The sequence below is a fragment of the Enterococcus alcedinis genome (assembly GCF_014635985.1).
Lineage (GTDB): Bacteria > Bacillota > Bacilli > Lactobacillales > Enterococcaceae > Enterococcus_I > Enterococcus_I alcedinis.
Map to the genome: position 1 here is coordinate 1 of NZ_BMDT01000012.1, position 22,693 is coordinate 22,693.

Annotated in this window: 21 protein-coding genes; 3 read left to right on the top strand and 18 right to left on the bottom strand. The window is 38.5% G+C overall.

Annotation, left to right across the window (positions count from 1 at the left end; genetic code table 11):
* Positions 1 to 14 precede the first annotated feature (14 nt).
* The gene (locus IEV09_RS12850; RefSeq protein ID WP_373281489.1) at positions 15 to 146 is read left to right on the top strand and encodes an IS3 family transposase; all 132 of its coding nucleotides are present in this window, start codon (positions 15 to 17) and stop codon (positions 144 to 146) included.
* Positions 147 to 255: 109 nt separating this feature from the next.
* Here the strand turns inward: IEV09_RS12850 and IEV09_RS10840 are convergent, their stop codons facing one another.
* On the bottom strand, positions 256 to 570 hold the full coding sequence (locus IEV09_RS10840; RefSeq protein WP_188368328.1) for an iron-sulfur cluster repair di-iron protein, ric: 315 nt from the start codon (positions 568 to 570) through the stop codon (positions 256 to 258).
* A 132-nt stretch (positions 571 to 702) separates the two neighbouring features.
* On the opposite strand from IEV09_RS10840, the gene IEV09_RS10845 reads away from it, so the two are divergent.
* Positions 703 to 1,737, top strand: a complete 1,035-nt coding sequence (locus IEV09_RS10845; protein WP_188368329.1) for a YncE family protein — start codon at positions 703 to 705, stop codon at positions 1,735 to 1,737.
* A gap of 196 nt (positions 1,738 to 1,933) precedes the next feature.
* Here IEV09_RS10845 and argF read toward each other — a convergent pair whose 3' ends face one another.
* From argF to IEV09_RS10905, 12 genes are all read right to left on the bottom strand, one after another.
* The gene (gene argF / locus IEV09_RS10850; RefSeq protein ID WP_188368330.1) at positions 1,934 to 2,857 is read right to left on the bottom strand and encodes an ornithine carbamoyltransferase; all 924 of its coding nucleotides are present in this window, start codon (positions 2,855 to 2,857) and stop codon (positions 1,934 to 1,936) included.
* Positions 2,858 to 2,861: 4 nt separating this feature from the next.
* Positions 2,862 to 4,043 carry an aspartate aminotransferase family protein gene (locus IEV09_RS10855; RefSeq protein ID WP_188368331.1) on the bottom strand — a complete coding sequence of 394 codons (1,182 nt, stop codon included), beginning with the start codon at positions 4,041 to 4,043 and terminating at the stop codon, positions 2,862 to 2,864.
* A 15-nt stretch (positions 4,044 to 4,058) separates the two neighbouring features.
* The gene (argB, locus tag IEV09_RS10860; protein ID WP_188368412.1) at positions 4,059 to 4,913 is read right to left on the bottom strand and encodes an acetylglutamate kinase; all 855 of its coding nucleotides are present in this window, start codon (positions 4,911 to 4,913) and stop codon (positions 4,059 to 4,061) included.
* A gap of 20 nt (positions 4,914 to 4,933) precedes the next feature.
* On the bottom strand, positions 4,934 to 6,172 hold the full coding sequence (gene argJ / locus IEV09_RS10865; protein WP_188368332.1) for a bifunctional glutamate N-acetyltransferase/amino-acid acetyltransferase ArgJ: 1,239 nt from the start codon (positions 6,170 to 6,172) through the stop codon (positions 4,934 to 4,936).
* Positions 6,173 to 6,198: 26 nt separating this feature from the next.
* Positions 6,199 to 7,134: an N-acetyl-gamma-glutamyl-phosphate reductase gene (gene argC, locus IEV09_RS10870; RefSeq protein ID WP_188368333.1), complete on the bottom strand. Its 936-nt coding sequence runs from the start codon at positions 7,132 to 7,134 to the stop codon at positions 6,199 to 6,201.
* Between the two features lie 18 nt (positions 7,135 to 7,152).
* Entirely contained in the window at positions 7,153 to 8,523 is a 1,371-nt protein-coding gene (gene argH, locus IEV09_RS10875; RefSeq protein WP_188368334.1) for an argininosuccinate lyase, read from the bottom strand.
* 2 nt (positions 8,524 to 8,525) lie between these two features.
* The gene (locus IEV09_RS10880; protein ID WP_188368335.1) at positions 8,526 to 9,752 is read right to left on the bottom strand and encodes an argininosuccinate synthase; all 1,227 of its coding nucleotides are present in this window, start codon (positions 9,750 to 9,752) and stop codon (positions 8,526 to 8,528) included.
* A gap of 201 nt (positions 9,753 to 9,953) precedes the next feature.
* The gene (iadA, locus tag IEV09_RS10885; RefSeq protein ID WP_188368336.1) at positions 9,954 to 11,141 is read right to left on the bottom strand and encodes a beta-aspartyl-peptidase; all 1,188 of its coding nucleotides are present in this window, start codon (positions 11,139 to 11,141) and stop codon (positions 9,954 to 9,956) included.
* A 542-nt stretch (positions 11,142 to 11,683) separates the two neighbouring features.
* The gene (gene yfcC / locus IEV09_RS10890; RefSeq protein WP_245329688.1) at positions 11,684 to 13,375 is read right to left on the bottom strand and encodes a putative basic amino acid antiporter YfcC; all 1,692 of its coding nucleotides are present in this window, start codon (positions 13,373 to 13,375) and stop codon (positions 11,684 to 11,686) included.
* Between the two features lie 283 nt (positions 13,376 to 13,658).
* Positions 13,659 to 15,032, bottom strand: a complete 1,374-nt coding sequence (locus IEV09_RS10895) for a DUF1958 domain-containing protein (RefSeq protein ID WP_188368338.1) — start codon at positions 15,030 to 15,032, stop codon at positions 13,659 to 13,661.
* A gap of 28 nt (positions 15,033 to 15,060) precedes the next feature.
* Positions 15,061 to 15,948 carry a helix-turn-helix domain-containing protein gene (locus IEV09_RS10900; protein WP_188368339.1) on the bottom strand — a complete coding sequence of 296 codons (888 nt, stop codon included), beginning with the start codon at positions 15,946 to 15,948 and terminating at the stop codon, positions 15,061 to 15,063.
* Positions 15,949 to 16,024: 76 nt separating this feature from the next.
* On the bottom strand, positions 16,025 to 16,915 hold the full coding sequence (locus IEV09_RS10905; protein ID WP_188368340.1) for a LysR family transcriptional regulator: 891 nt from the start codon (positions 16,913 to 16,915) through the stop codon (positions 16,025 to 16,027).
* 122 nt (positions 16,916 to 17,037) lie between these two features.
* Here IEV09_RS10905 and IEV09_RS10910 point away from each other — a divergent pair, with 122 nt between their 5' ends.
* Positions 17,038 to 18,228: a coenzyme F420-0:L-glutamate ligase gene (locus IEV09_RS10910; protein WP_188368341.1), complete on the top strand. Its 1,191-nt coding sequence runs from the start codon at positions 17,038 to 17,040 to the stop codon at positions 18,226 to 18,228.
* Positions 18,229 to 18,576: 348 nt separating this feature from the next.
* Here IEV09_RS10910 and IEV09_RS10915 read toward each other — a convergent pair whose 3' ends face one another.
* From IEV09_RS10915 to IEV09_RS10935, 5 genes are all read right to left on the bottom strand, one after another.
* The gene (locus IEV09_RS10915; protein ID WP_188368342.1) at positions 18,577 to 18,981 is read right to left on the bottom strand and encodes a YbaN family protein; all 405 of its coding nucleotides are present in this window, start codon (positions 18,979 to 18,981) and stop codon (positions 18,577 to 18,579) included.
* A gap of 94 nt (positions 18,982 to 19,075) precedes the next feature.
* Complete coding sequence (locus IEV09_RS10920; protein ID WP_188368343.1) at positions 19,076 to 20,269, bottom strand: NAD(P)H-dependent oxidoreductase; 1,194 nt, start codon at positions 20,267 to 20,269, stop codon at positions 19,076 to 19,078.
* Positions 20,270 to 20,280: 11 nt separating this feature from the next.
* Positions 20,281 to 20,895 carry an NADPH-dependent FMN reductase gene (locus IEV09_RS10925; RefSeq protein ID WP_188368344.1) on the bottom strand — a complete coding sequence of 205 codons (615 nt, stop codon included), beginning with the start codon at positions 20,893 to 20,895 and terminating at the stop codon, positions 20,281 to 20,283.
* 37 nt (positions 20,896 to 20,932) lie between these two features.
* Complete coding sequence (locus IEV09_RS10930) at positions 20,933 to 21,835, bottom strand: FAD:protein FMN transferase (RefSeq protein WP_229731713.1); 903 nt, start codon at positions 21,833 to 21,835, stop codon at positions 20,933 to 20,935.
* Positions 21,836 to 22,157: 322 nt separating this feature from the next.
* The gene (locus IEV09_RS10935; protein ID WP_188368345.1) at positions 22,158 to 22,679 is read right to left on the bottom strand and encodes a GNAT family N-acetyltransferase; all 522 of its coding nucleotides are present in this window, start codon (positions 22,677 to 22,679) and stop codon (positions 22,158 to 22,160) included.
* Between the last annotated feature and the right edge of the window lie 14 nt (positions 22,680 to 22,693).

The window sequence follows — 22,693 nt, forward strand, 5'->3', positions numbered from 1 at the left end:
CTGAAAGTTTTTATATAAAGAAATTAGATAGTTACGAAGCTGTCTGTAACGATGTTTCTCGCTATATCCGTTACTACAATAACTATCGTTACGTCGAATCATTAAACAATTACTCTCCAAATGAATACCGAAAATTAACAGCATAAAAAACGCAATCTCACGATAAGAGAATGCGTAATCTAAAATATTAGTTTTTGTTTTTAACACTGTCTACTTGACAGGGAGCACTTCATTAAACGTCTAATCTCGGTATTTTTATTTTTGATAGGTTTCATCAAGCGCTTTTAACATTACATATGTTTTTTGGTACGCCTGACAAGCATCCGCTGGCGGTGTGTAATTTGCAGTAATGCTTTGTAAACGAGCAATATCTGACGTCAGCATTACTCTCGTAAAATCATCCTTCTGTGTTTTGTCTTGTATCGTTAAAAATAATTGACGAACTTCGCGTAACTCTGGATGATTTTCTCCATGTACTTTTTCAATTGTTCGCGTAAACTTATCTAATTCTGGAAAAGCTTTTTTTGCATACACCTTAAATGTCGTTGTCATATCAGTTCCTACTTTCATTTGATTTGACTCTAGTCTAAGTCAACGTTAAAGAAAAAGACTTGATAAGTATCAAGTTCCATATTTTAGTGGTTATTAGTTCCTTTATTAGCACATTTTCGGTAGAATTCAATTAAGTAAGGAGGCGTTTTCATGAATACTAAAAAGAGGCATCATCTAATCATTGGCTTGTTCTTCGTTTTTATTACGTGCCTGTTCTTTTTCTTACATTTCCTGCAAGATAAGGATAGGGATAGCTTTCTTCAAATTGAACAACACTACCCCGAGATAGCCAAGGCGTTAATCAAAGACGTCCATTATAAAATACCGAATTTAGAAGAAACACTAACCATTGAAACGAAATCAAAAAAAGTCCAAATCGGCAAAGATATGGTGCCACAAGGCTTAACTTTTTCTGAAGACTACGGTTTTATATCGGCTTACAGTGAAGGGAAAAAATACCATTCTGTGATTTATGTGCTCGACAAAAAGACAGGAAAACACTTAAAAACCATCGTCTTGCCGGATACGCCACATTTAGGTGGGCTTGCTTATGATCCCGTCGGAAAGAACCTTTGGATGACGACTGAAACCACAGATGACGGGGCGCAGCTTTCTGCTCTTTCGATCAAACAAATTGAAGAAGATCATTTTGAAAAAACAAAAAAAGCCATTACTTATCAGCATCAAATTGCTTTAACCGATTTATCGAAAGCTTCTTTTTTAGCCTATTACGAAAGCAATTTAGTCGTTGGGCATTTCAAAAAAGAAAATGAAGGCACCCTTGTTAGCTACCCTTTAAATGATGAGGGACTTCCTGAACAAGCCAAGCAAAACAATCCGGCTGAAACACGTGGAGCCGATTCAAAAAAGGAAAAAGCTGAAATCATTGAAAAACTTCAAGGTGTGACGTTTTATCAAGACCAAATTCTTTTTTCTCAATCTTACGGTCAAACTGCTTCACAGCTTTTTTTCACTAAAAACAATCTTGAAAAAGATCCAACAGCATATACTGAAAAAGATTTTACCGATGTCGTTGAATTCCCACCCTACTTAGAACAAATCGTCGCGCATGACAATCGACTCTATGTCTTATTCGAATCTTCTGCCTTGCCCTATCGCCATAAATTAAAGACGATTCCGATTGATGAAGTCCTCGTCTTTGATTTAACAAAACTAAAAAAATAAGGTGTTCAAAAAGTCGCTTTGCTCTGAGAAATTGGAGGTAAATTCGAACAATCGGGGCTTTCGATTGCTCGAATTTAGTGGAATTTCCGAAAGAGCAGACTTTTGTCGCCCGTTTGTCGATCAAATATTTTTATAAAAAAAAGGTGTTGTGATTTATGTCACAGCACCTTTTTTCTTATACAAACTTTTCTTACACCTATATTTCTAGAACTGACGGCGCCATTAGTTTCACTAGAATCGCTTTTTGAGCATGTAGTCGGTTTTCGGCTTCATCAAAAATCACATCGGCGTATTTTTCAAATACTTCTGCTGTAATTTCTTCTTCACGGTGTGCTGGTAAGCAATGAAGGACGATCGCATCAGCATCAGCTACTTCCATTACTTGGTTGTTGATTTGATAGTTAGCAAAAGCCTTTTTACGTTCTTCCGCTTCCCCTTCATCTCCCATTGATGCCCAGACATCGGTAATCACTACGTCCGCTTCTTTTGCCGCTTGTAAAACATCCGTCGTCTGCTCAAAGGCATCTGGATAATCCGCTACAAAGGCTGCAATTTCCGGATGTAAGGTATAACCTTCAGGTGAAGCCAGTGAAAAGCGCATCCCTAATTTTAACGCTCCGACAATTAATGAATTGGCCATGTTATTGGGGTCGCCAATGAAACAAACTTTTAAGCCTTCAAAAGAACCTTTGTATTCGCGAATCGTTAGTAAGTCGGCAAATATTTGACACGGATGCGAAAAATCCGTTAAGCCATTAATCACAGGTACACTACTATGTTCGGCTAATTCTTCCACAATTGAGTGTCCAAATGTCCGAATCATAATCCCATCACAGTAGCGTGAAAGGACCCGTGCCGTATCTTGAATCGGCTCGCCTCGTCCCATTTGTAAGTCATTTGAACTTAAGAAAAGCGGATGACCGCCTAATTGGTACATCCCCACTTCAAAAGAGACACGCGTTCGAGTAGACGATTTTTCAAAAATCATCGCTAATGTTTTCCCAGCTAAATGTGGATGTGGAATATTATTGGCTTTTTCATATTTTAGTTGATCCGCTAAATTTAACAACTCAATGATTTCTTCCTTTGATAAATCAAGCATTTTTAATAAATGGTTCATCGACTCACTCCTTTGGTTGACTCATGAGGACCTTGGCTAAAATCGCTAGTCCTTCATTTAGTTCAGTATCAGTAATTGTTAGTGGTGGTAACAAGCGTATTTTTTCTTTGGCTGACAATACAATTAACCCTTGCTCTAAGCATTGATCAATCACATCGGTTGCTTTTTTATCCGTTAATTGAATCCCAAGCATTAAACCAATACCGTCGATTTTTTTAACTGAAGGTAGATTGGTCAGTTGTTGACGGATCACTTTTTCTTTTTGTTGTACGGCTTCTAGTAGTGCATCGTTTAATTTCTCTAACACCACTTTGGCACCGGCACAGACGACTGGATTCCCACCAAAAGTTGTTGCATGATCCCCTGGTTGAAAGACGTTCGCTAATTTTTCCGTACATAAAATCGCGCCAATCGGAAGTCCGCCACCTAAACCTTTGGCAAGTGTTGTAATATCGGGTTGAACGTGATAATGTTCGCTCGCTAAAAGCGTGCCCGTACGGCCAATCCCTGTTTGGACTTCATCGGCAATGACTAACACATCTTGCGTTGCACACAGTTCAAATAACGCTTCAACATAGTCTGGATTGAGTAAGTGAATCCCACCTTCGCCTTGGACAAATTCAATCATTACCGCACAAACACTCGCATCCATTTTTGCTTTCAAAGCTTCAAGATTGTTGACTTCAACATAATCAAAGCCTTCAGTAAATGGATCAAATGACTGGTGAAACACGTCCTGTCCTGTAGCAGCTAAGGTCGTAATCGTTCGACCATGGAAAGAATCGACCAATGTTAAAATCTTATAACGATTGGCTTCTTTACCGTAGCGATCAAAACTATATTTACGGGCTAACTTAATCGCTCCTTCATTGGCTTCTGCACCTGAATTTCCAAAGAAGGCTTTCGAGTAATTGGTTCTTTGACAAAGTATTTGCGCGACTTGAGCCATTGGTTGTGTGTAATACAAATTCGAGGTGTGCTGTAACAGCTGACTTTGTTTGGCAACCGCTGCACTCCAGTCTGGATCACAATAACCTAACGCATTGACACCAATCCCACTGCTAAAATCAACGTATCTTTTTCCTTGATCATCAAAAACAATCGCTCCTTTGCCTTCAACTAATGTGATGGGTTTACGAGCATACGTATTCATGACGTGTTGTTTCGTTTGGGCTTGTGTTGACATTGATTTCCACCTTTCTTAAGAAAACATCGTTCCAATTCCGTCTTTTGAAAGCAATTCAATTAAAATCGAATGCGGTGTTCGGCCATCAATAATAATCGAACGCTTAACGCCACGACGAATCGCCTCGACACAACATTCGATTTTAGGAATCATGCCCCCGCTAATAATTCCTTGTTTGACTAGACTTGGTACTTCACTCACTTGAACGAGCGGAATCAAAGTGTTTTCATCGGTATAGTCACGTAATACGCCTTTAATATCAGACATTAAAATTAAGTTTTCCGCTTGAAGCGTTGCGGCAATTTTGGCAGCCGCTGTATCTGCGTTAATATTATACGTTTGTTTATCGGTACCAATCCCAATCGTTGAAACGACTGGAATGTAGCCTTGATCAAGTGCATTTAAAATCGGTGTCGCATCGACATTCGTGACAGTGCCTACAAAACCTAAATCAACGGCGCTGGCTTTCTTTTCTGCTTGCAACATTGAACCATCAATCCCACAGAGTCCAATGGCTTTTCCACCACTTTTTTCAAGGTGAGCCACCAGATTTTTATTGACTTTTCCAGCTAAAACCATTTGGACAACATCCATCGTTTCTTGATCAGTATAACGTAAGCCATCGACAAAACGACTTTCTTTACCGATTTTTTGGAGGTGCTCATTAATTTCAGGTCCCCCGCCATGAACAAGGACGACTTTAATCCCAATCAATGAAAGCAAAACGATGTCAGCCATGACCGCATCTTTTAATGTTTCACTCGTCATCGCGTTGCCGCCATATTTCACGACGACAATTTTGTTATTGTATTTTTGAATATAAGGCAATGCGTCCATTAATATTTCCGCACGTAACTCATCGGATACCATTTCTTTCACCTCATCCCTTTTTATGTATGGTAATCGGCATTGATTTTGACATAATCATATGTTAAATCACAGCCCCAAGCAGTCGCTTTCGCTTCTCCTTGGCCTAAATCAACATAAATGAAAATTTCATCTTCAGTTAAAATACTTTCTAGTTTTTTGACATCAAAATCGGCACGTGAGCCGTTTAAGCAAACCGTCTCGCGTCCTTTAGTTGAAGCCAGATCGACTTGGACATTTTCGATAGCAAAGTCACCGTCACTATAGCCAATCGCACACAAAATTCGTCCCCAGTTTGGATCTTGTCCAAACATCGCACTTTTAACTAAACTTGAAGTAATAATACTCTTAGCAACAAAACGTGCGGTACTTTTTTCTTTCGCACCCGTCACTTGGCATTCCAGTAACTTCGACGCCCCTTCACCATCTTGAGCGATTTTACGTGAGAGTTGCATCAATACGACATACAATCCTTGAACAAAAGATTGGTATTCAGCAGAATTACTATCGCTAATCAACGTATTGTCCGCTAAACTAGATGCTAAAACGGTCACCATGTCATTCGTTGACGTATCCCCATCAACGGAAATCATATTAAACGTTTCATCAGTTACATCACGCACGGCTTGTTGTAACAACGTTGATTCAATCGCTGCATCCGTTGTCACAAAACAAAGCATCGTTGCCATGTTTGGATGAATCATGCCACTTCCTTTTGAAATGCCGCCAATGTTCACTGTTTTCCCAGCAATTTCAAGTGAGATAGCGTACTCTTTTTGGCACGTATCGGTCGTTAAGATCGCCGCGGCTGCCTGATCATTGCCCTCGCGGCTTAACTGATTTTTTAAAGCAGGTGCGGCATCGACGATTAATTCAATCGGTAACGACTCGCCAATAATCCCTGTCGAAGCGACGACCACATCACTGGCTGCAATCGCTAATTGATCCGCAATGGTTTGGCACATGATTTGCGCTTTTTCTTCGCCATCTGGATTACACGTATTGGCATTGCCACTATTAATAATGATTGCTTGTGCTTGTTGATTGGCTAAATGTCTTTGCGTCACATAAATCGGTGCCCCTTTGACACGATTTTGCGTGTAAACAGCCGCCGCTTGGCACATGGTTTCGCTATAAATCAAGGCCAAATCTGGGCGGTTTTTATTTTTTCGTAAGCCACAATGAACACCGGAAGCGACAAACCCTTGTGCCGCACAAACCCCATTGGGAATCACTGTATAATTAAAATCTTTTGTTAACAACCTTCTTTTTCCCCCTTTATGACTCTTTATTCTTTCAGTGAGGTGGTTTCATCAATCCCCATCATAATGTTCAAACATTGAACGGCTGCTCCCGAAGCGCCTTTGCCTAAGTTATCCAAGCGGGCAACAAGTAAGATTTGTTCCTCGTGTCCTGAAAGATAGATTTCCAATTCATTTGAATCAACCACGCCATTTGCCCCTAAGAATCCTGATGGACTCGTTGGACTCACTTTAATAAAAGACTGATTTGCATAATGCTCCATAAAGAATTGCTGCAAAGTCTCAACGGTGACTCCCTTCGCTAACAACCGCGTATGTAATGGTATCGCTACAGTCATTCCTTGATAGTAATCGGCAATGATTGGATTAAAAATCGGTGAGTAGTCTAAGTTTGAAACAAATTGCATTTCTTTTAAATGCTTGTGTTGTTGTTCCAAAGCATACAGACGAGGTGCCTCATATTCAATCGGACGTGGCGTTGCTTCATAGGCTTGAATTGTTTGTTTCCCACCGCCACTGTAACCACTTGTTGCATGACAAACAATTGGATAATCTTGTGGTAAAATCCCTGCCGTAACCAACGGATAAACGAGTGCTGCGAAACCACTCGCATAACACCCCGGGACTGCCACACGTTTAGATGATTGAATCTTTTGTCGATGTTGTGACGATAATTCAGGGAAGCCATAGGCCCATTCTTCATGTGTGCGATGAGCGGTCGATGCATCAATGACTTTAACTGCTTCATTTTCGATTAACGAGACTGCTTCAATCGCTGCAACATCGGGTAAACAAAGAATCGTATAATCGGATTGATTCATCAAACGCTGCCGTTCTTGCGGATCTTTTCGTAATGCTGAGTCGATTTTTAAAAGGGTGATATCTGAACGCTCTTCTAATCGCTCAACAATTTTCAATCCTGTCGTACCTTCTTGTCCATCAATATAAACCTTTGTTTTCATTTCCTTTTTGGCCCCCTTTTAAATTTTTTCAAGCGCCACTTTAATTTGTTGTTCCACTGCACTTTTGGCCGGACCGCCTGCCACTTTACGCTCATTCACACACGTAACTAAATCAATTGCTTGATAGATATCTTCACTAAACAAGTCACTCAATGCTTGATAACTCGCTAAATCAAGTGCTTCTAATGTTGTGTTTTTTTCGATACAAAGAGCAACTAATTTACCTGTAATTTGATAAGCATCGCGAAAGGCCATGCCTTTTTTAACAAGGTAATCAGCGCAATCGGTCGCGTTAATAAACCCTTTCGCTGCCGCTTGACGCATGTTTTCTTTTAGAACCGTCATCGTTTCAACCATTGGTGCTAGCGTCGTTAAGCAAAGTTTGGCCGTATCAACCGCATCAAAGACGGCTTCTTTATCTTCTTGCATGTCTTTGTTATATGCGAGTGGTAAACCTTTCATCATCGTCAGTAAGGTCACCAAATCGCCAATTACCCGTCCTGTTTTCCCACGGATGAGCTCGGCAATATCTGGATTTTTTTTCTGCGGCATAATACTCGAACCGGTCGCATAAGCATCATCTAGTTCAATAAATTTGAATTCCCATGAACACCATAAAATGATTTCCTCACAAAAGCGTGACAAATGCATCATTAAAATCGCTAAATCACTCGTCAGCTCAATCGCAAAGTCACGGTCAGACACACCATCTAAACTATTTTGGGTAATATCTGCAAACCCTAAAAGTTCAGCGACTCTTTGGCGATGAATGTCATACGTTGTCCCCGCTAACGCACCACTTCCTAGTGGCATCTCATCCATTCTGTTTTGCGTTTCTTCTAAACGAGAAATATCACGTAAAAACATTTGAACGTAGGCCATTAAATGATGTGCAAACGTAACGGGTTGAGCACGTTGTAAATGCGTGTAACCGGTCATAACCGTTTCAGTATGTTTGGCTGCCAAATCACAAAAAACATGAATCAGTGATTTGGTCAATTGAATCAATTCAGTCGTTTCATCTTTCAAGTAAAAACGTAAATCCAGTGCCACTTGATCGTTACGACTACGAGCGGTATGCAGTCGTTTACCGCTTTCGCCTAGTTTTTCAGTTAACGTTGCTTCAATAAACATATGGATATCTTCTGCCGATGGATCAATCGCTAATGCGCCAGATTCTAAAGCTTCCAATATGTCTTCGAGGCCAGCAACAATTTTTTGGGCTTCTGTTACTGGAATAATGCCTTGTTCCCCCAGCATCATTGCGTGGGCAATACTGCCAAAAATATCATGTTTGTACATTCGTTGATCAAAGCGAATCGAAGAGTTAAAATCATTCACTCGTTCATCGATTTCTTTTTTAAAACGTCCTGCCCACATTTTTGCCATAGTTATTCACCAACCTTATTTAATAACGCTTGAACGGTAATTGGTAGACCAAATAAATTAATAAAGCCGGCTGCATCTTGTTGATTGTAAACTACATCTTCACCAAATGAAGCAAATTCTTCATTGTAAAGCGAATAAGGTGACGTTAAGCTAACGTTTGTAATATTTCCTTTGTATAATTTCAATTTGACTTCACCGGTTACGGTTTGTTGTGTTTGATCCACAAACGCACTCAACGATTCACGCAATGGCGTAAACCACAGTCCATTATAAACGAGTTCCGCAAATTTATTTGATACGCCTTGTTTAAAATGCTGCGTCTCTTTATCTAAACACAATGTTTCGAGTGCTTGATGCGCATGATATAAAATCGTGCCTCCTGGTGTCTCATAAACGCCACGTGATTTCATGCCAACGAGACGGTTTTCAACGATATCAATAATACCAATTCCATTGGCGCCACCAATCTTGTTTAAGGCCTTAATCAATGACACGCCATCGAGTTTTTTACCATCAAGTGCGACTGGCAAACCTTTTTCAAACGATAACGTTAAGTAGGTTGGACGATCCGGTGCCTTTTCAGGTGAAACACTTAATTCTAAAATTTGATCGTATTTTGGTTCGTTGGCTGGATCTTCCAAATCCAATCCTTCATGCGATAAATGCCATAAGTTCATATCTTTTGAATAGTTCGTTTCTCTTGTAATCTTTAAGGGAATTTGGTGTTTCTCTGCGTACTCAATTTCATCTTCACGCGATTTCAATTCCCATGTACGCCAAGGAGCAATAATCTTCATCGTTGGGGCAAAAGCTTTGACCGCTAATTCAAAACGAACTTGGTCATTTCCTTTTCCGGTACAACCATGACAAATCGCATCCGCGCCTTCAGCTAAGGCAATCTCAACTAAACGTTTACCAATAATCGGACGGGCAAAAGAGGTCCCTAGTAAATAACTATTTTCATAAACCGCGCCCGCTTTTAGTGATGGGAAAATATAATCTTCGACAAATTCTTTTTGTAAATCTTCAATATACAGTTTAGATGCACCGGTATTTAACGCTTTTTCTTCTAAACCATCAAGCTCTGCATCTTGTCCAACGTTCCCAGTAACCGCGATAACCTCACAATTATTATAATTTTCTTTCAACCACGTAATCATAATTGACGTATCCAAACCGCCAGAGTAAGCAAGAACCACTTTCTTAATCTCATTTGTTCCAATAACCATTTTTCATTCCTCCTGTATTCGTTGTTAATCTCTACTATACGTATATTTTATCCAAAATCAAGCATAAAATGCATATTTATACATAATTATTCAACTAATGTTTGTATTTACGTATATTTTTTTACGATTTATTCATTCTCTATTTTCATAAAATAACAAAAAACACGACAACCCAATCATATGGTTATCGTGCTTTTGTACTTATTTATTCAATTGTTCAAAGGTTCCCCAAACTTTTACTTCTTTTTCAGCTACCATAATTTGGCCTTTTGCAATAACAGTTCGAATGTCTAACGTTTCTTTATCTAATAAACAAAGATCTGCGTCTTTACCGACAGCAATCTTTCCTTTATTTTCTAATTTCAGGACTTTGGCTGGATTGACTGTCACTGCACGTAAAACTATTTCTAATGGAATACTTTCTTTGAAAACCGCTTCTTTTATTCCAACAAGCAGTGATTTTGAACTGCCTACACCCATACCGATGAATTGATTATTCTCATCGAAATAAGGTAAGCTTCCTTGACCATCTGAAGTCATTGTGAAATTATCTAAGCTAATGCCTTCATCTAAGAAGCGTTTCAACGCTTTACTAAAACGTACTTCACCATCGGTTTTCTCCCAAAAATCAGGATTCTCACTACCAGTAAAGTCGATCACGCCGCCTTGCTTAGCAAAAACTAAACAAGCTTCAAAAACTTCTTGTGTTCGATTGGCATGCGTTGGCCAAAATTGACTGATTGGAATATCGGTTTCTTCGATTGTTTGATGAATCAATTTTAGACGGTCTTTACCATCACCTAAATGGATATTTGCAATACCCGCTTTGCCAGACAGCATACCACCTACTCGCGCATCCGCAACTGTTCGGCTAAACTCATGGAAGGTTGGTTGCGATGAACGATGATCCGCAATTGCTAATTCCCCAACACCAATAATTTTATCAATCGTCAAGAAATCTTTAATGATTGAATCCGTTACAGGTTCAATTGGTAAACGATACGAGCCATCAAAAACATAAGTCGTAATCCCTTCCGCTTCTAGCCCATGTGCTTTACTCAATAAAGCAACCATGTCACGACCGACACCATCCGTACCTAAACAGCCGACAACCGTGGTTACACCTGCTGTCGTTAACTGACTCAACGTCACTTCAGGTGTACGATTATGATAGCCATTTTCGCCACCCCCACCTAGTAGATGGAAATGCCCATCAATGAATCCTGGCGTTAAAATTTGCCCACGACCATCAATTTCTTCAACGGCAAGCTCTTCAAAGCCACCCGTTAACTCATCTTCCATTGCCACAATCTTGTCATTCACAATGAGCACATCCATCGTGCCTAAAAAATCCGGTGCATAAACTTCAACTTGACGAATAATTAACATAAAAAATCACACTCATTTCTTTTTGATTTAGAGGCTATGATTGAGGCGTTTTATGACGAGTAATAAGCAAGGAATCGGACAAAAGTTGGTTTTACTTTTGGACAGATTCTGGCTTATTACCGAGTCATTGCCTCAAACATGCCGTTTTGATTAGAGGCTATGATTGAGGCGTTTTATGACGAGAAATACGCAAGGAATCGGACAAAAGTTCGTTTTACTTTTGGACAGATTCTGGCTTATTACCGAGTCATTGCCTCAAGCATGCCGTTTTGATTAGAAGCTATGATTAAGGCGTTTTATGACGAGGAATAAGCAAGGAATCGGACAAAAGTTCGTTTTACTTTTGGACAGATTTTAGCTTATTACCGAGTCATTGCCTCAAGCATGCCGTTTTGATTATTTTTTTATAGAGCGGTATAGCAAAAGAAATAAGCACCGCTTACGAAAAAATCGTTCGTTGATTTTTAGCTTATTTCTGGTCGGTTGTGTCAATTCCTCAAAAAAACTGAGATGGCGTTGACCATCTCAGCACCGCTTTTATTTTATTGCAATCCAATCGCAATAGCAATCATAATGAAGATGGTTCCTAAAACAAATAAGAAGCCTTGCATTTTGATTTGGAATCTTGCCCATTTCACCCATTCGATTCGAGCGACACCAAGTACACCGATTAAACTTGCTGAAACAGGTGTGAAGGCATCCATAAAGCCTGAACCTAATTGATAAGCTAATACAGCTATTTGGCGAGGAACACCGACTAGATCAGCCAATGGAGCCATAATTGGCATTGTGAGTGCTGCTTGTCCTGAGTTCGATGTTACGACTAAGTTAAATAAACTTTGGAAAATATACATCACCCAAGCACCTAACCAAGCTGGCGCTCCTACTAAGACTGTCCCAATACTATGTAACACCGTATTTAACGCAGATGCTACGTTTGCATCTGAGCCACCTAATACAAGTAAGATTCCTTTTGCCATTCCGACAACAATGGCAGTTCCCGCTAATTCCGATGCTCCCGATTGGAAAGAAGAAGCAACATCATTGATACTCATTCCTTCTAAATTAAAGATCACCGCGGTAATCCCTGCTACTAATCCCATTACAAAGAATTGTGAAGCAATTTCTGGAATATAGTATCCTTTTTGAGTTACGCCCCAAACAATCCACATTAAGATAATTAACATTTCAACTAATACGAGTTTATGTCCCAATAAAAATGGTTTATTTTCATCGTTAGTTTTTTGGATGTGTTCACGGAAATAATTATCTGATTTATAACTTAATGATTTCTCTGGATTTTTACGAATTTTTTCTGCATAAACCATTAAGTAGGCAGCAGACAGTGCCGTCACGACAAACCACATAATTAAACGGAAAGTGGCGCCTGAAAGTACCGGTACCCCTGCAATTCCTTGTGCAACAGCGACACTAAATGGACTCATCCAAGAAGTTCCGTTCCCGATTTGAGAAGCGACATATGTGACCGTCACGGCGACAATGGAGTCATAGCCTAGTGCAATCACAAATGGTACCATAATCATCGCAAATGGAATGACTTCTTCTGCCATGCCGAATGTTGCTCCACCAAAAGAAAAGGCGAAGAATAATAATGGTAACGCTAAACGCTCTAATCCTTTTGTCTTGCTAATAAAGGCAAAAATCCCTGCTTCAATTGCACCCGTTCGCATAATAATACCAAACGCTCCACCGACAACTAGAATTAAAGCCGCAATTCCGACAGCAGAACCATATTTATCCCCTGATGTTAATCCTTCGAATACAAAGTTTAAGAAACCAAAACCACCGGTATCATCAGTCCCCCAAACACGGGCTGTTCGATGTAATTTCTTACTTGTATCATAGATTTTCATTCCGTATAAATCATATAGTGTATCATCGGTTAATGAAATTTCATCTAATTTTTCTTGCGTTAATTCATCTTCCCCACTAGCTAAAACTGCTTCTAAACCTTCTTCTGGAATCGCTAACTCTTCCATCTCGTCCGGATTATTTTGCAGTTCTTCTAACTGATCAAAAACAAATTCGGTATCTAAAGGATGCGCATAACGGAATGAATCTTGACGTAAGACCGTTCGTGTACTAACGCCTCCTTTACCGTCATCGTATTCGATTTCTTCAGTGCTAAATTTTCCAGCTGGAACTAAGAAAGTTAGCAACCAAGAAAAGAGGACGACACCGAAAATAATCACATAAATATGTGGTGTTTTCATTTTCGTGAAGTCTCTTTTTACTTTATTTGTTGTCTTATTTTTTTTCACGCTTTCTCTTCCCTTCGTTAATAATTATAAGTAAAATGTGCTTCAATCTTGAATATTATACATGATTCTTTATAAAAGGACATTGGGAAAACATGAGAAATAGTAAAAAAAACTAAAAAGAACCTGCGACATCCGTCACAGGCTCTTGATTTTATACGCATATTTGATCGATAAATGGGGAACAAAAGTCTGTTCTTTCGAAAAACGTTTTTTGTCATCCTTACTTCTTCGATTTTTATCTTCTGCCACGATTTTGGCGCGCCATCCGACGACGACGGGTATTACGAATATTTGAAATAAACAGTAACCCTATAAGTACAATCAAAATTCCAACAGCAATAACCATGCCTTGTCCTAATTTTGAACTAAAAATATTTTTATCAAAAGTCGTACTTACTTTTTCAACAATCGCTTTTGGAGTCGATTTGGCTACTATATTAACGTTTTGCGTTCTAGGTAAAATCTTATCTGAAACCGTTGCTAGTGGGGAAGCAAGTCCTACCTTGTCTTCTTCCAAGGCAATCGTTAGATCTTGTTCTTTTTTAACGGTATCGTACAAACTCGTTTCAAGCAGTACTTTTTGATCGTTCACTTCTTGTTCGCCAGATGCTAAGATTTCACGATATTCAAATTGTGTAAAACCATATTCAAAAGCAGCATTTGCAAAGGGTTGACGATAATATTCACCTTGTTGATCCGTCCAGTCACCCACACCCAATACAATTGTAATTAAACGAAAACCATCACGTTCGCCAGTCATCGCAATATTAAAGCCACCCGATGGACTCGAACCTGTTTTTAGGCCATCGACACCTTCATATGCATGTGTAAGCCCAGGCAACGAATGATTGTAGCTATCAAAACTCTCCTCATATGGTGTCCCTTGCATCGTGGTAATTTGAGGCGTGCTCGTATATTGCACCACATCTGGATTCATTTTTAATAAATGATAAAGCAAGATCGAAAGGTCACGCGCGCTTGTTTGGTTATCCGCTTCTGTTTGTAACGAACTACCGTCAATCCCTTCTGGAACGTATAAACCATCAAATGCAAAAATGGCTGCTCCAGTCGCATTATAAATCACCGTATTGACCATTCCTAGTTCGGCAGCTTTCGCATTCATTTTCTCTAAGAAAAGAACAGGATTGGGTTCCACTAATTCGGCTAACATCAAGGTTGCAACATTTGAAGAAGGGACAAGTAACATCGGTATTAATTCACTGACTGGGTATTCTACTCCAGTCACAATCGGCGCATTGCTTAACGCATAGATTTGAGAAATCTGCTGATAACGCGGATTCCCCACTACGTTCGTCTCCATTGTAAACTGTCCTTGTGCCATCGCTTCATAGACTAAGTACAACGTCATTAACTTCATCACGCTTGCAGGATTGTGGATCAAATCAGGATTTTCTCCCCATAAGTACTTCCCTGTGTTGCCATCAATTAAGACGATGGACTCTGGTCGATGGCTTTCATCGACGGAATATCCAGCTTGTTGAACCAATTCCATCATCGTCGGCTCTTCCGTCGCGTGTACATTTAATGAAGGCATAAAGATTGCCCCAATCATCCCAACTAAACAAATCCACTTCACTACTTGCTTCATCACTACTTACAATTCCCCCTGTACATTCTTAACCAATCAATCCGGCAAATGCAGGGTTGATTAATAACTGTTGTTTAAAATCTTCTAATTTTTGTAATTCAATCATATTTTTATTAATTTTGGCGTAAGCCCTTGTATCATAGTATAAATCAATAATCTCTTGCGGTTCTTTGGCTTGAATCAAGGCATTTTTTGCTAACTGAAATGTCATTCTTGCTAAATAGTACGTGACATGATTATCCGAACAGATCGCAACACCATGAGTTAGTAACGCGTCACTCGTCTCATAATCACCACAATTTGCATAAAAAGAACCACAATAATACAGAATATTTAATAAACGCCAAATATCATGTGTCTCTTTAATTGGATAGCGGTAAACATCGGTAATGGCTTTATTAAAAAAATATTCCGCTTTTTCTCGTTCGTTTAAGTTTTCATACAAAAGCCCCATACCAGTATAAGCCAACAGAGTTAAAATATCTGTTTCATCCGTCGGTGCCTCGGCAATAATACGATTAAAATAAAAGAAAGCATCAGATGTTGGACCATTTTGTAAGGCGATTAAATAGCCTTTTAAATAGTCATAATACCAATGTTGACGTTCTTCTTGCAAGGAATCAACCTGAATTTGGTTCAATATTGCTTCAGCTTTTTCATATTCTCGTAAAATAAAATTGAACTCAGCTTGTGCTAATTGACGATTGATTTCTGATTCTTTAACGCCCACTTCTGGAAATAACTCACCTAAACCAATGTTTAAACGGCTACATAGTTGAATCAAAATCTTAACGGTTGGAATTTGACCATTGTTTTCAAAACGACTCAAAGTTGCTTGCGTACAAATACCGTCACTCAACTCTTTTTGTGAGAATCCTAGGGCTTTTCGCGCATCTATAAAACGTTGAATATCCATTTTTTCTCCATCCCTTTATAATACTTTCATTATTGTAACATATTTCACAGCATAGGAATTTATTTTTTTGTTTCTTTTATCTTTTTTTAACCTCGATGCTATCAACGAACGTTTTAACTGCTGGTGATAACGAAACATTCTTTAAATAGCAGACACCAATCGTTCGACTAGGTATGGTTTCTTCTAAATGAATTTCAAAGACGTCTTTTTTTTCAAGGTAATGTTGCGAAAATTCTCGAATAACGCAGGCGATTCCTAAATTGATGCGTGCAAAGTCTAAAACCAAATCAGACGAACCTAACTCAAAATCTGGTGATAATGGATAACCTTTTTGTGTAAAGTAATTTTCAACATAGCGACGAGCGTTCGATTTGTTTTCTAAAAAAATTAACGGCTGCTCCATTAATTCCTCTATTGAAAGTGTCCGCTGACTCAAATCATAAAAAGCATCTCCCCCAACAAACGTATCATGAACTTTGAATGTCGGAATCACATGAATATGCTCATCTTCAATTGGTAAGTTACAAACACCGACATCCACTTGTCCCGAACGGATAAAGCGCACAATTTCGGTCGTCGTACCGTTCAAAATCGTTAATTTAATTGCCGGGTATTTATCATGAAATTCTTCTAAATAAGGCAGTAAATAATAACGAGAAATCGTATCCCCTACACCAATGCGTAAGTGACCGGTTTCTAACGTCTTTAGTGCTGACAGCTTTTCTTCACCTACTTGAATAATTCCAATTGCGGAGTGAATGTGCTCATATAACAACTTTCCTTCATTCGTCAACACAACCCCTTTAGATGTTCGATAAAAAAGTTGTTGATCCAGTTCGCGCTCTAATTTCATAATCGCCTGGCTGACAGCCGATTGCGTCATGTACAATTCTTGTGCCGCTTGAGAAAAACTGTTATTCTTACTCACAACATTAAAAATTCGATACAAATCTAAGTTCCCTATCATATAAGCACTCCTTATCCCTGGTATTACTAACATTAATTTTATTTATACCATGACTTTGTGGTATAGTAAACCAGTAATCAAGTTCAACTAAAAAATAATCACTATTTAGAGGAGAGATTCATTTGACAAGAGCTGTAGGAACTGTTGTACGCGGTCTAAGAGGACCAATCATTAACGAAGGTGACGATATCGTAGAAATTACTGTAGATACTGTCTTAAATGCAGCGAAAGCAGAAGGCTACGCCATTGCGGATAAAGATATCATTGCAATCACTGAATCAATCGTTGCTCGTGCACAAGGAAACTATGCCACTATTGACGATATTGCAGCCGATATTAAAGCGAAATTCCCTAACGGAAAAATTGGTCTTATTTTCCCGATTTTAAGTCGTAACCGCTTCTCAAACTTATTACGTGGTATTGCACGTGGAGCAAAAGAAGTTGTCTTAATGTTAAGTTACCCATCAGATGAAGTTGGTAATCACTTAGTTGCTCTTGAAGATTTAGATAGCAAAGGGATTAACCCTTGGACAGATGTTTTATCAGAAGCAGACTTCCGTCAACATTTCGGAATTATTACACATCCATTTACTGGCGTTGATTATATTGAATTTTATAAATCATTAATCGAAGGCGAAGGCGCGACTTGCGAAGTCATCTTCTCAAATAACGCTAAAACTATTTTAGATTATTCAACGGACGTATTAACGTGTGATATCCACTCTCGTTTCCGTTCAAAACGTATCCTAAAAGACAATGGCGCAACAAGCGTTTACGGTTTAGATGATGTTTTATCACAATCACATAACGGTAGCGGTTTTAACGAAGCTTATGGTTTACTAGGCTCAAACAAAGCAACCGAAGATAGCATTAAATTATTCCCTAACAACGCGCAACCAATTGTTGATGCCATCCAAGAAAAATTACAAGCTGCAACAGGTAAAAATGTTGAAGTTATGATTTATGGTGATGGTGCTTTCAAAGATCCAGTTGGTCAAATTTGGGAATTAGCCGATCCAGTTGTTTCTCCAGCTTATACTTCTGGTTTAGACGGTCTACCAAATGAAATTAAATTAAAATACTTAGCAGATAACAACTTTGCACACTTAAAAGGTGAAGAACTTAAAGCAGCGATCTCTGAGCATATTAAAAACAAACAAGCAGACTTAATCGGTAACATGGAAGCACAAGGAACAACACCTCGCCAATTAACCGATTTAATTGGTTCATTATCTGATTTAACTTCAGGTAGTGGCGATAAAGGAACACCAATGGTTTACATCCAAGGTTACTTCGATAACTATACTGATTAATCTTATTACAAAAAGCGTTCGGCCAAATCGGTCGGACGTTTTTTTCTTCTGAAGTAATCTTTCTTCAAGAGATCTACTCTATCAAATAACCTTGGCTACTTTCTCCTAAGTTTTTTATTTAAGAATAATTTAAAAAATCCTAAGAATTTATGCTGTCCGCTTCTTATGGCTATCAAACAAAACGATAGTTCATTCATTATAGCTGAAAATCATTAATCATCATCCCATCAACAATCGAATTTAAATGTCAAAAAAACGGCCGAGAAGGCTCTCTCGATCGTTTTTTTATTACTATACTTATTCATTTTTTAGCTAGTCAACACTATTTGACGAACAACAATTATTGCATTAAGCTTTGTCGCTAAAAACGCGTTTAACGACGACTTTTTTCTTTGGGTGAAATTTAAAATACCATGTTAGTCCAATCACGTGTGCCAAATAAATGCCAAACAACATCCACTTTAACCATGCTGCCGATACAATCACGATTGGTAAGGCAAATACCACGCCCATTAAGAGGAACATACGAACCATGCCTTTTGTTGAAATGTTTTTATTGATTAACAAATCGACCACGTAACTTTGGTAATATTTTGATTGGACGAATTGATTATAGTGTTTTTCAGAGCTACGTAATAAACAAAAACTAGTTAACAAATAAAATCCGGTTGTCGGTAAAAAAGGAACAAAAATTCCAATCGTCCCTAAAGTAAATGCGATTCCCGCCACACACAAGAAGAACAGTTTCTTCAATTGCCATCCACCCTTTCTATCAGCCATTAGCATAACATGTTTTTAGAAAAGCAGATAGTACTTTATCTCACTATCTGCTCTCAATTGACTCTTTTTAAGCTTTTTCTGATGCTCCTGATACGCCATCGACATCTGCGTCATCATTCACAGAGGCACTTGAAACGCCGTCAACATTTTTTCCACCAACAAGTTCTTGACCCGTTTGTTCTAAGTACCATTCGATGACAGGTTTTAAATCTTGGATATATTCATTAATCCCCATGTAGTTACCATCTGCATCGTGCATTGCTTGGTAGTTATGTACGATGTATTGCTCTGGTACATTTTTTGGTACGTGGACACGAACACAATCCGTCGCGCCAGAGCGTAATTGTTGAATGACCCATTCTGCACCTTTTAGCGCTGATTCCGGATGACAATCCGCTAATGAATTTCCGACTTGACCTGGTGTACGAGCAGCTAACATATCCGCCGCTTCCATTGTTTTATTATAGTATAAGAATTGGTTATTGTGATCGGCATACGTTAATTCCATTGGCATTGAAGATAAGAAATAATTCAATTGATCGACCGTTAATAAACCACGATCAAGTTCAACATAGTCGCTCCCTTTTGCCGCTTTTGTTTTAGCTGACGCTTGCTCTAACCAGTCATCTGCATCCATATCAATGCCCTCAACTGTTGTTTCAACAGTGCCTGTTGCGTGTAAATCTTCTTTTGGTAACACAGGTTTTGGTCCTTGCATTACTTCTGCCATTTTGACAAATTTCATAAAGTTTTTCAGGCAGACTGTTAAAAATTCAATCGTACGTTGCTCTTTTAAGTTGTTGTTGTCATCAAAAGCTTCTTTCACATTACCTAATAAGAATTCATTTCCTGGCATGACCATTGCATTGACACCTGGTGCATCAAGAATTTGACGTAAGTGTAACTGTGCTCGTGAAGAACCTTGCGTGTAATAAGAAGCCCCGATTACCATGACTGGTTTATTTTCTAATGGATGAATGTTAAAAGATAACCACTCTAGTAAGCTTTTTAGCGCTGCTGGAATTGTATGGTTATGTTCTGGTGTCGCAATAATCACACCATCTGCCATTTTAATTTTATGATTGATTGCTTGAATTTCTGGACTCTCTGTTTGATCATCACTTTGGTTAAATAATGGAAGATCTTTTATTTCTAAAACTTCTAACGTGAAAAGATTTTTGTATTTTTTAGCAATATATTGCAATAATAAACGATTATATGATGTCTCTGCATTTGATCCTACGATTCCGATTAATTTCATGTTGATTTCCCCTATCTTTCGTTATTTTCCCAAGAAAAGTTTTGTGCTGCTTTTAAATTTTCGGCATGTGTGTGGTTTAATTGTTTCATAATATCCATAAATAAGACGAAATCTGCAAATAGGCCATCTAATTGTTTGATTTGGTCTGCATTTTTCAAGTTCCCTTCTTCATCAAAAGCTTGTAACGAATGACCTAATAAGAATTCTGAACTTGGCATGATACGTGCTTTTAATTCAGGTGCATTTAAGATTTGACGTAAATGTGCTTGTGCTCTTGAAGAACCTAACGTGCCGTAAGATGCGCCAGTAATCATCACTGGCTTATCAACAAAAGGGTAAATACCATAAGATAACCAACTCAATGCGTTCATTAATGATGCTGTTACCGCATGATCATATTCCGGTGTACTAATAATCACACCATCGGCTTCTTCGATTTTTTTAGCCATTTCTTTTGCTAATTCAGGAACTTCCATATTCGCTGGTTTATCAAACATTGGCAATTCTTTAATTTCAAGTACTTCAATCTCCGCTTGGTCACCAAAGTGTTTCGCGATAAATTGTAGTAACTTACGATTTGTTGATTGGTCAGAGTTTGTTCCGACGATTCCAATAATTTTTTTCATGTTATTCTTCCTTTCATTAAAGACCATTTATTTATTTTTAGGAGACAATTGCTTGTTCCAATGTTTTTGAATATTGTTTTTGTCCATCATCTGTAATGATGATTACTTCAATACCAGGTAATTGACGGACTGTAGCTAAGATTTCAGCCGGTGTTTTTCCAAATAAACAAGTCGTCCAAATCTCACCGTCACAAGAGTTGGAGGATAAAATGGTTAAGCTCACAACATTTGTTTGAACCGGATAACCTGTTTTAGGATTGAAAATATGATGGTATGTTTGACCATTGACGCTCAGTTTTCGTTCATAAATCCCTGATGTGACAACCGATTGATTCGTTGTTTTTAAGACAATCAGCGACTCATTTCGGGCTTTGACGGGGTTTTGAATCCCTACGCGCCACTGCTGATCGATTTGTTTAGGATTCGGTCCAAACGTCACTAAATTTCCACCTAAATTAATCAGAGCTGACGTAACATGCTCATCTTTAAGATATTCGACGATACGATCGGCGATGTAACCTTTGGCTAAACATCCAAGGTCAATCTTCATTCCTTTTTTGGCTAAGTAGACAGTCCTCTTAGCGGCATCTAAGCGAATTTGATGCGGATCCGTCAAAAGCAAACGCTCCGCAATGGATTCAGCACTAGGAACTTGAGCATCGTCAAAACCAATCCGCCACGTTTGAATCAGTGGCCCAATCGCAATATTTAAATGCGTGTTCGGTTGACAGCTATAATTCTTGCCTATTTGAATCAGTTCAAATAATTCTGGGTGAACGACGACTGGTGACTGGCCTGCCTGCTGATTAACTGCCATTAACTCGGAAGATTCATCGTTCGCGCTAAAACGTTGTTCGTACATTTTTAAACGAGCAACCGCTTCGTCTATTATTGGTTGCGGATTTTGATGATAGATTTGCAAATCAATCATCGTTCCCATTAATCGAACTTGTTTTCTTGCTTGTGTCACCCTTCACCACTCCTTGCTTAAAATTGCTTCTTAACAACTTGCTCAATCATTCACTTACCAAGACAAAAAAATATGACTTTTGCTAATTGAACCAACCACGTTGCTATATAAAGATTTATATTCGTTTTTTGTAAAAAAAAGATTGATTCGCTTATAAATCCCTGATTTCAAACTGATTGTGTTAGTTTTCACAGTTATTTACAAATTTATTATACATCTTAAAATAAGAATCGTCAACGAAATATATAAAAAAGTATATATTTCGTTGACGATTTTTACAAAATTATTGAATTCAGACAATGTTTTTCAACAAAATAAAATCTATTTGCTCATCATCTCCCATAAAAAAAGCATGCTGACTGACTCTTTTAAAGCCCATTTTTTCATAAAAAGCTCGCGCATTTAAATTATATTCCCAAACACCTAACCATACAGAAGATTTTTCTAGCGCTCGCGCTTTTTCTTCTGCTGCTTGAAGTAAATAGCGACCGTAACCTTTTCTACAATGCGCTTTACGGATATAAATCCGTTCAATTTCTAAACTGTTTTCAGCAATCTCTTCTGTTTGTGCCTGGTTAACGTTGAGCTTCAGGTAACCAACCGTTTGCGCTCCTGCTTGTAGAAAGTAAAAAAAACTATCGGCCGTCTGTAATTCTTCTAATAATTTACTTTCTGCATATGCCGTATCCAAATAGGCTTTCATATTTTCTGGTGTATTTTGAACCTCAAAGGTATCTTTATACGTCTCGATTCCGATTGCTTTAAGTTTCGCCAAATCTTCTACTTTGCATTGAATTAATTCTAACTGATTCATCTAACCACTCCTTT

Coding starts and splice junctions, on each gene's coding strand:
- IEV09_RS10840 (WP_188368328.1), bottom strand. CDS start 570: ATGAAAGTAGGAACTGATATGACAACGACATTTAAGGTGTATGCAAAA.
- IEV09_RS10845 (WP_188368329.1), top strand. CDS start 703: ATGAATACTAAAAAGAGGCATCATCTAATCATTGGCTTGTTCTTCGTT.
- argF (WP_188368330.1), bottom strand. CDS start 2,857: ATGAACCATTTATTAAAAATGCTTGATTTATCAAAGGAAGAAATCATT.
- IEV09_RS10855 (WP_188368331.1), bottom strand. CDS start 4,043: ATGTCAACACAAGCCCAAACGAAACAACACGTCATGAATACGTATGCT.
- argB (WP_188368412.1), bottom strand. CDS start 4,913: ATGGTATCCGATGAGTTACGTGCGGAAATATTAATGGACGCATTGCCT.
- argC (WP_188368333.1), bottom strand. CDS start 7,134: ATGAAAACAAAGGTTTATATTGATGGACAAGAAGGTACGACAGGATTG.
- argH (WP_188368334.1), bottom strand. CDS start 8,523: ATGGCAAAAATGTGGGCAGGACGTTTTAAAAAAGAAATCGATGAACGA.
- IEV09_RS10880 (WP_188368335.1), bottom strand. CDS start 9,752: ATGGTTATTGGAACAAATGAGATTAAGAAAGTGGTTCTTGCTTACTCT.
- iadA (WP_188368336.1), bottom strand. CDS start 11,141: ATGTTAATTATTCGTCAAGTTGAAGTTTATGCACCGGATTTTTTAGGC.
- yfcC (WP_245329688.1), bottom strand. CDS start 13,375: ATGAAAACACCACATATTTATGTGATTATTTTCGGTGTCGTCCTCTTT.
- IEV09_RS10895 (WP_188368338.1), bottom strand. CDS start 15,032: ATGAAGCAAGTAGTGAAGTGGATTTGTTTAGTTGGGATGATTGGGGCA.
- IEV09_RS10900 (WP_188368339.1), bottom strand. CDS start 15,948: ATGGATATTCAACGTTTTATAGATGCGCGAAAAGCCCTAGGATTCTCA.
- IEV09_RS10905 (WP_188368340.1), bottom strand. CDS start 16,915: ATGATAGGGAACTTAGATTTGTATCGAATTTTTAATGTTGTGAGTAAG.
- IEV09_RS10920 (WP_188368343.1), bottom strand. CDS start 20,269: ATGAAATTAATCGGAATCGTAGGATCAAATGCAGAGACATCATATAAT.
- IEV09_RS10925 (WP_188368344.1), bottom strand. CDS start 20,895: ATGAAAAAAATTATTGGAATCGTCGGAACAAACTCTGACCAATCAACA.
- IEV09_RS10930 (WP_229731713.1), bottom strand. CDS start 21,835: ATGGGAACGATGATTGATTTGCAAATCTATCATCAAAATCCGCAACCA.
- IEV09_RS10935 (WP_188368345.1), bottom strand. CDS start 22,679: ATGAATCAGTTAGAATTAATTCAATGCAAAGTAGAAGATTTGGCGAAA.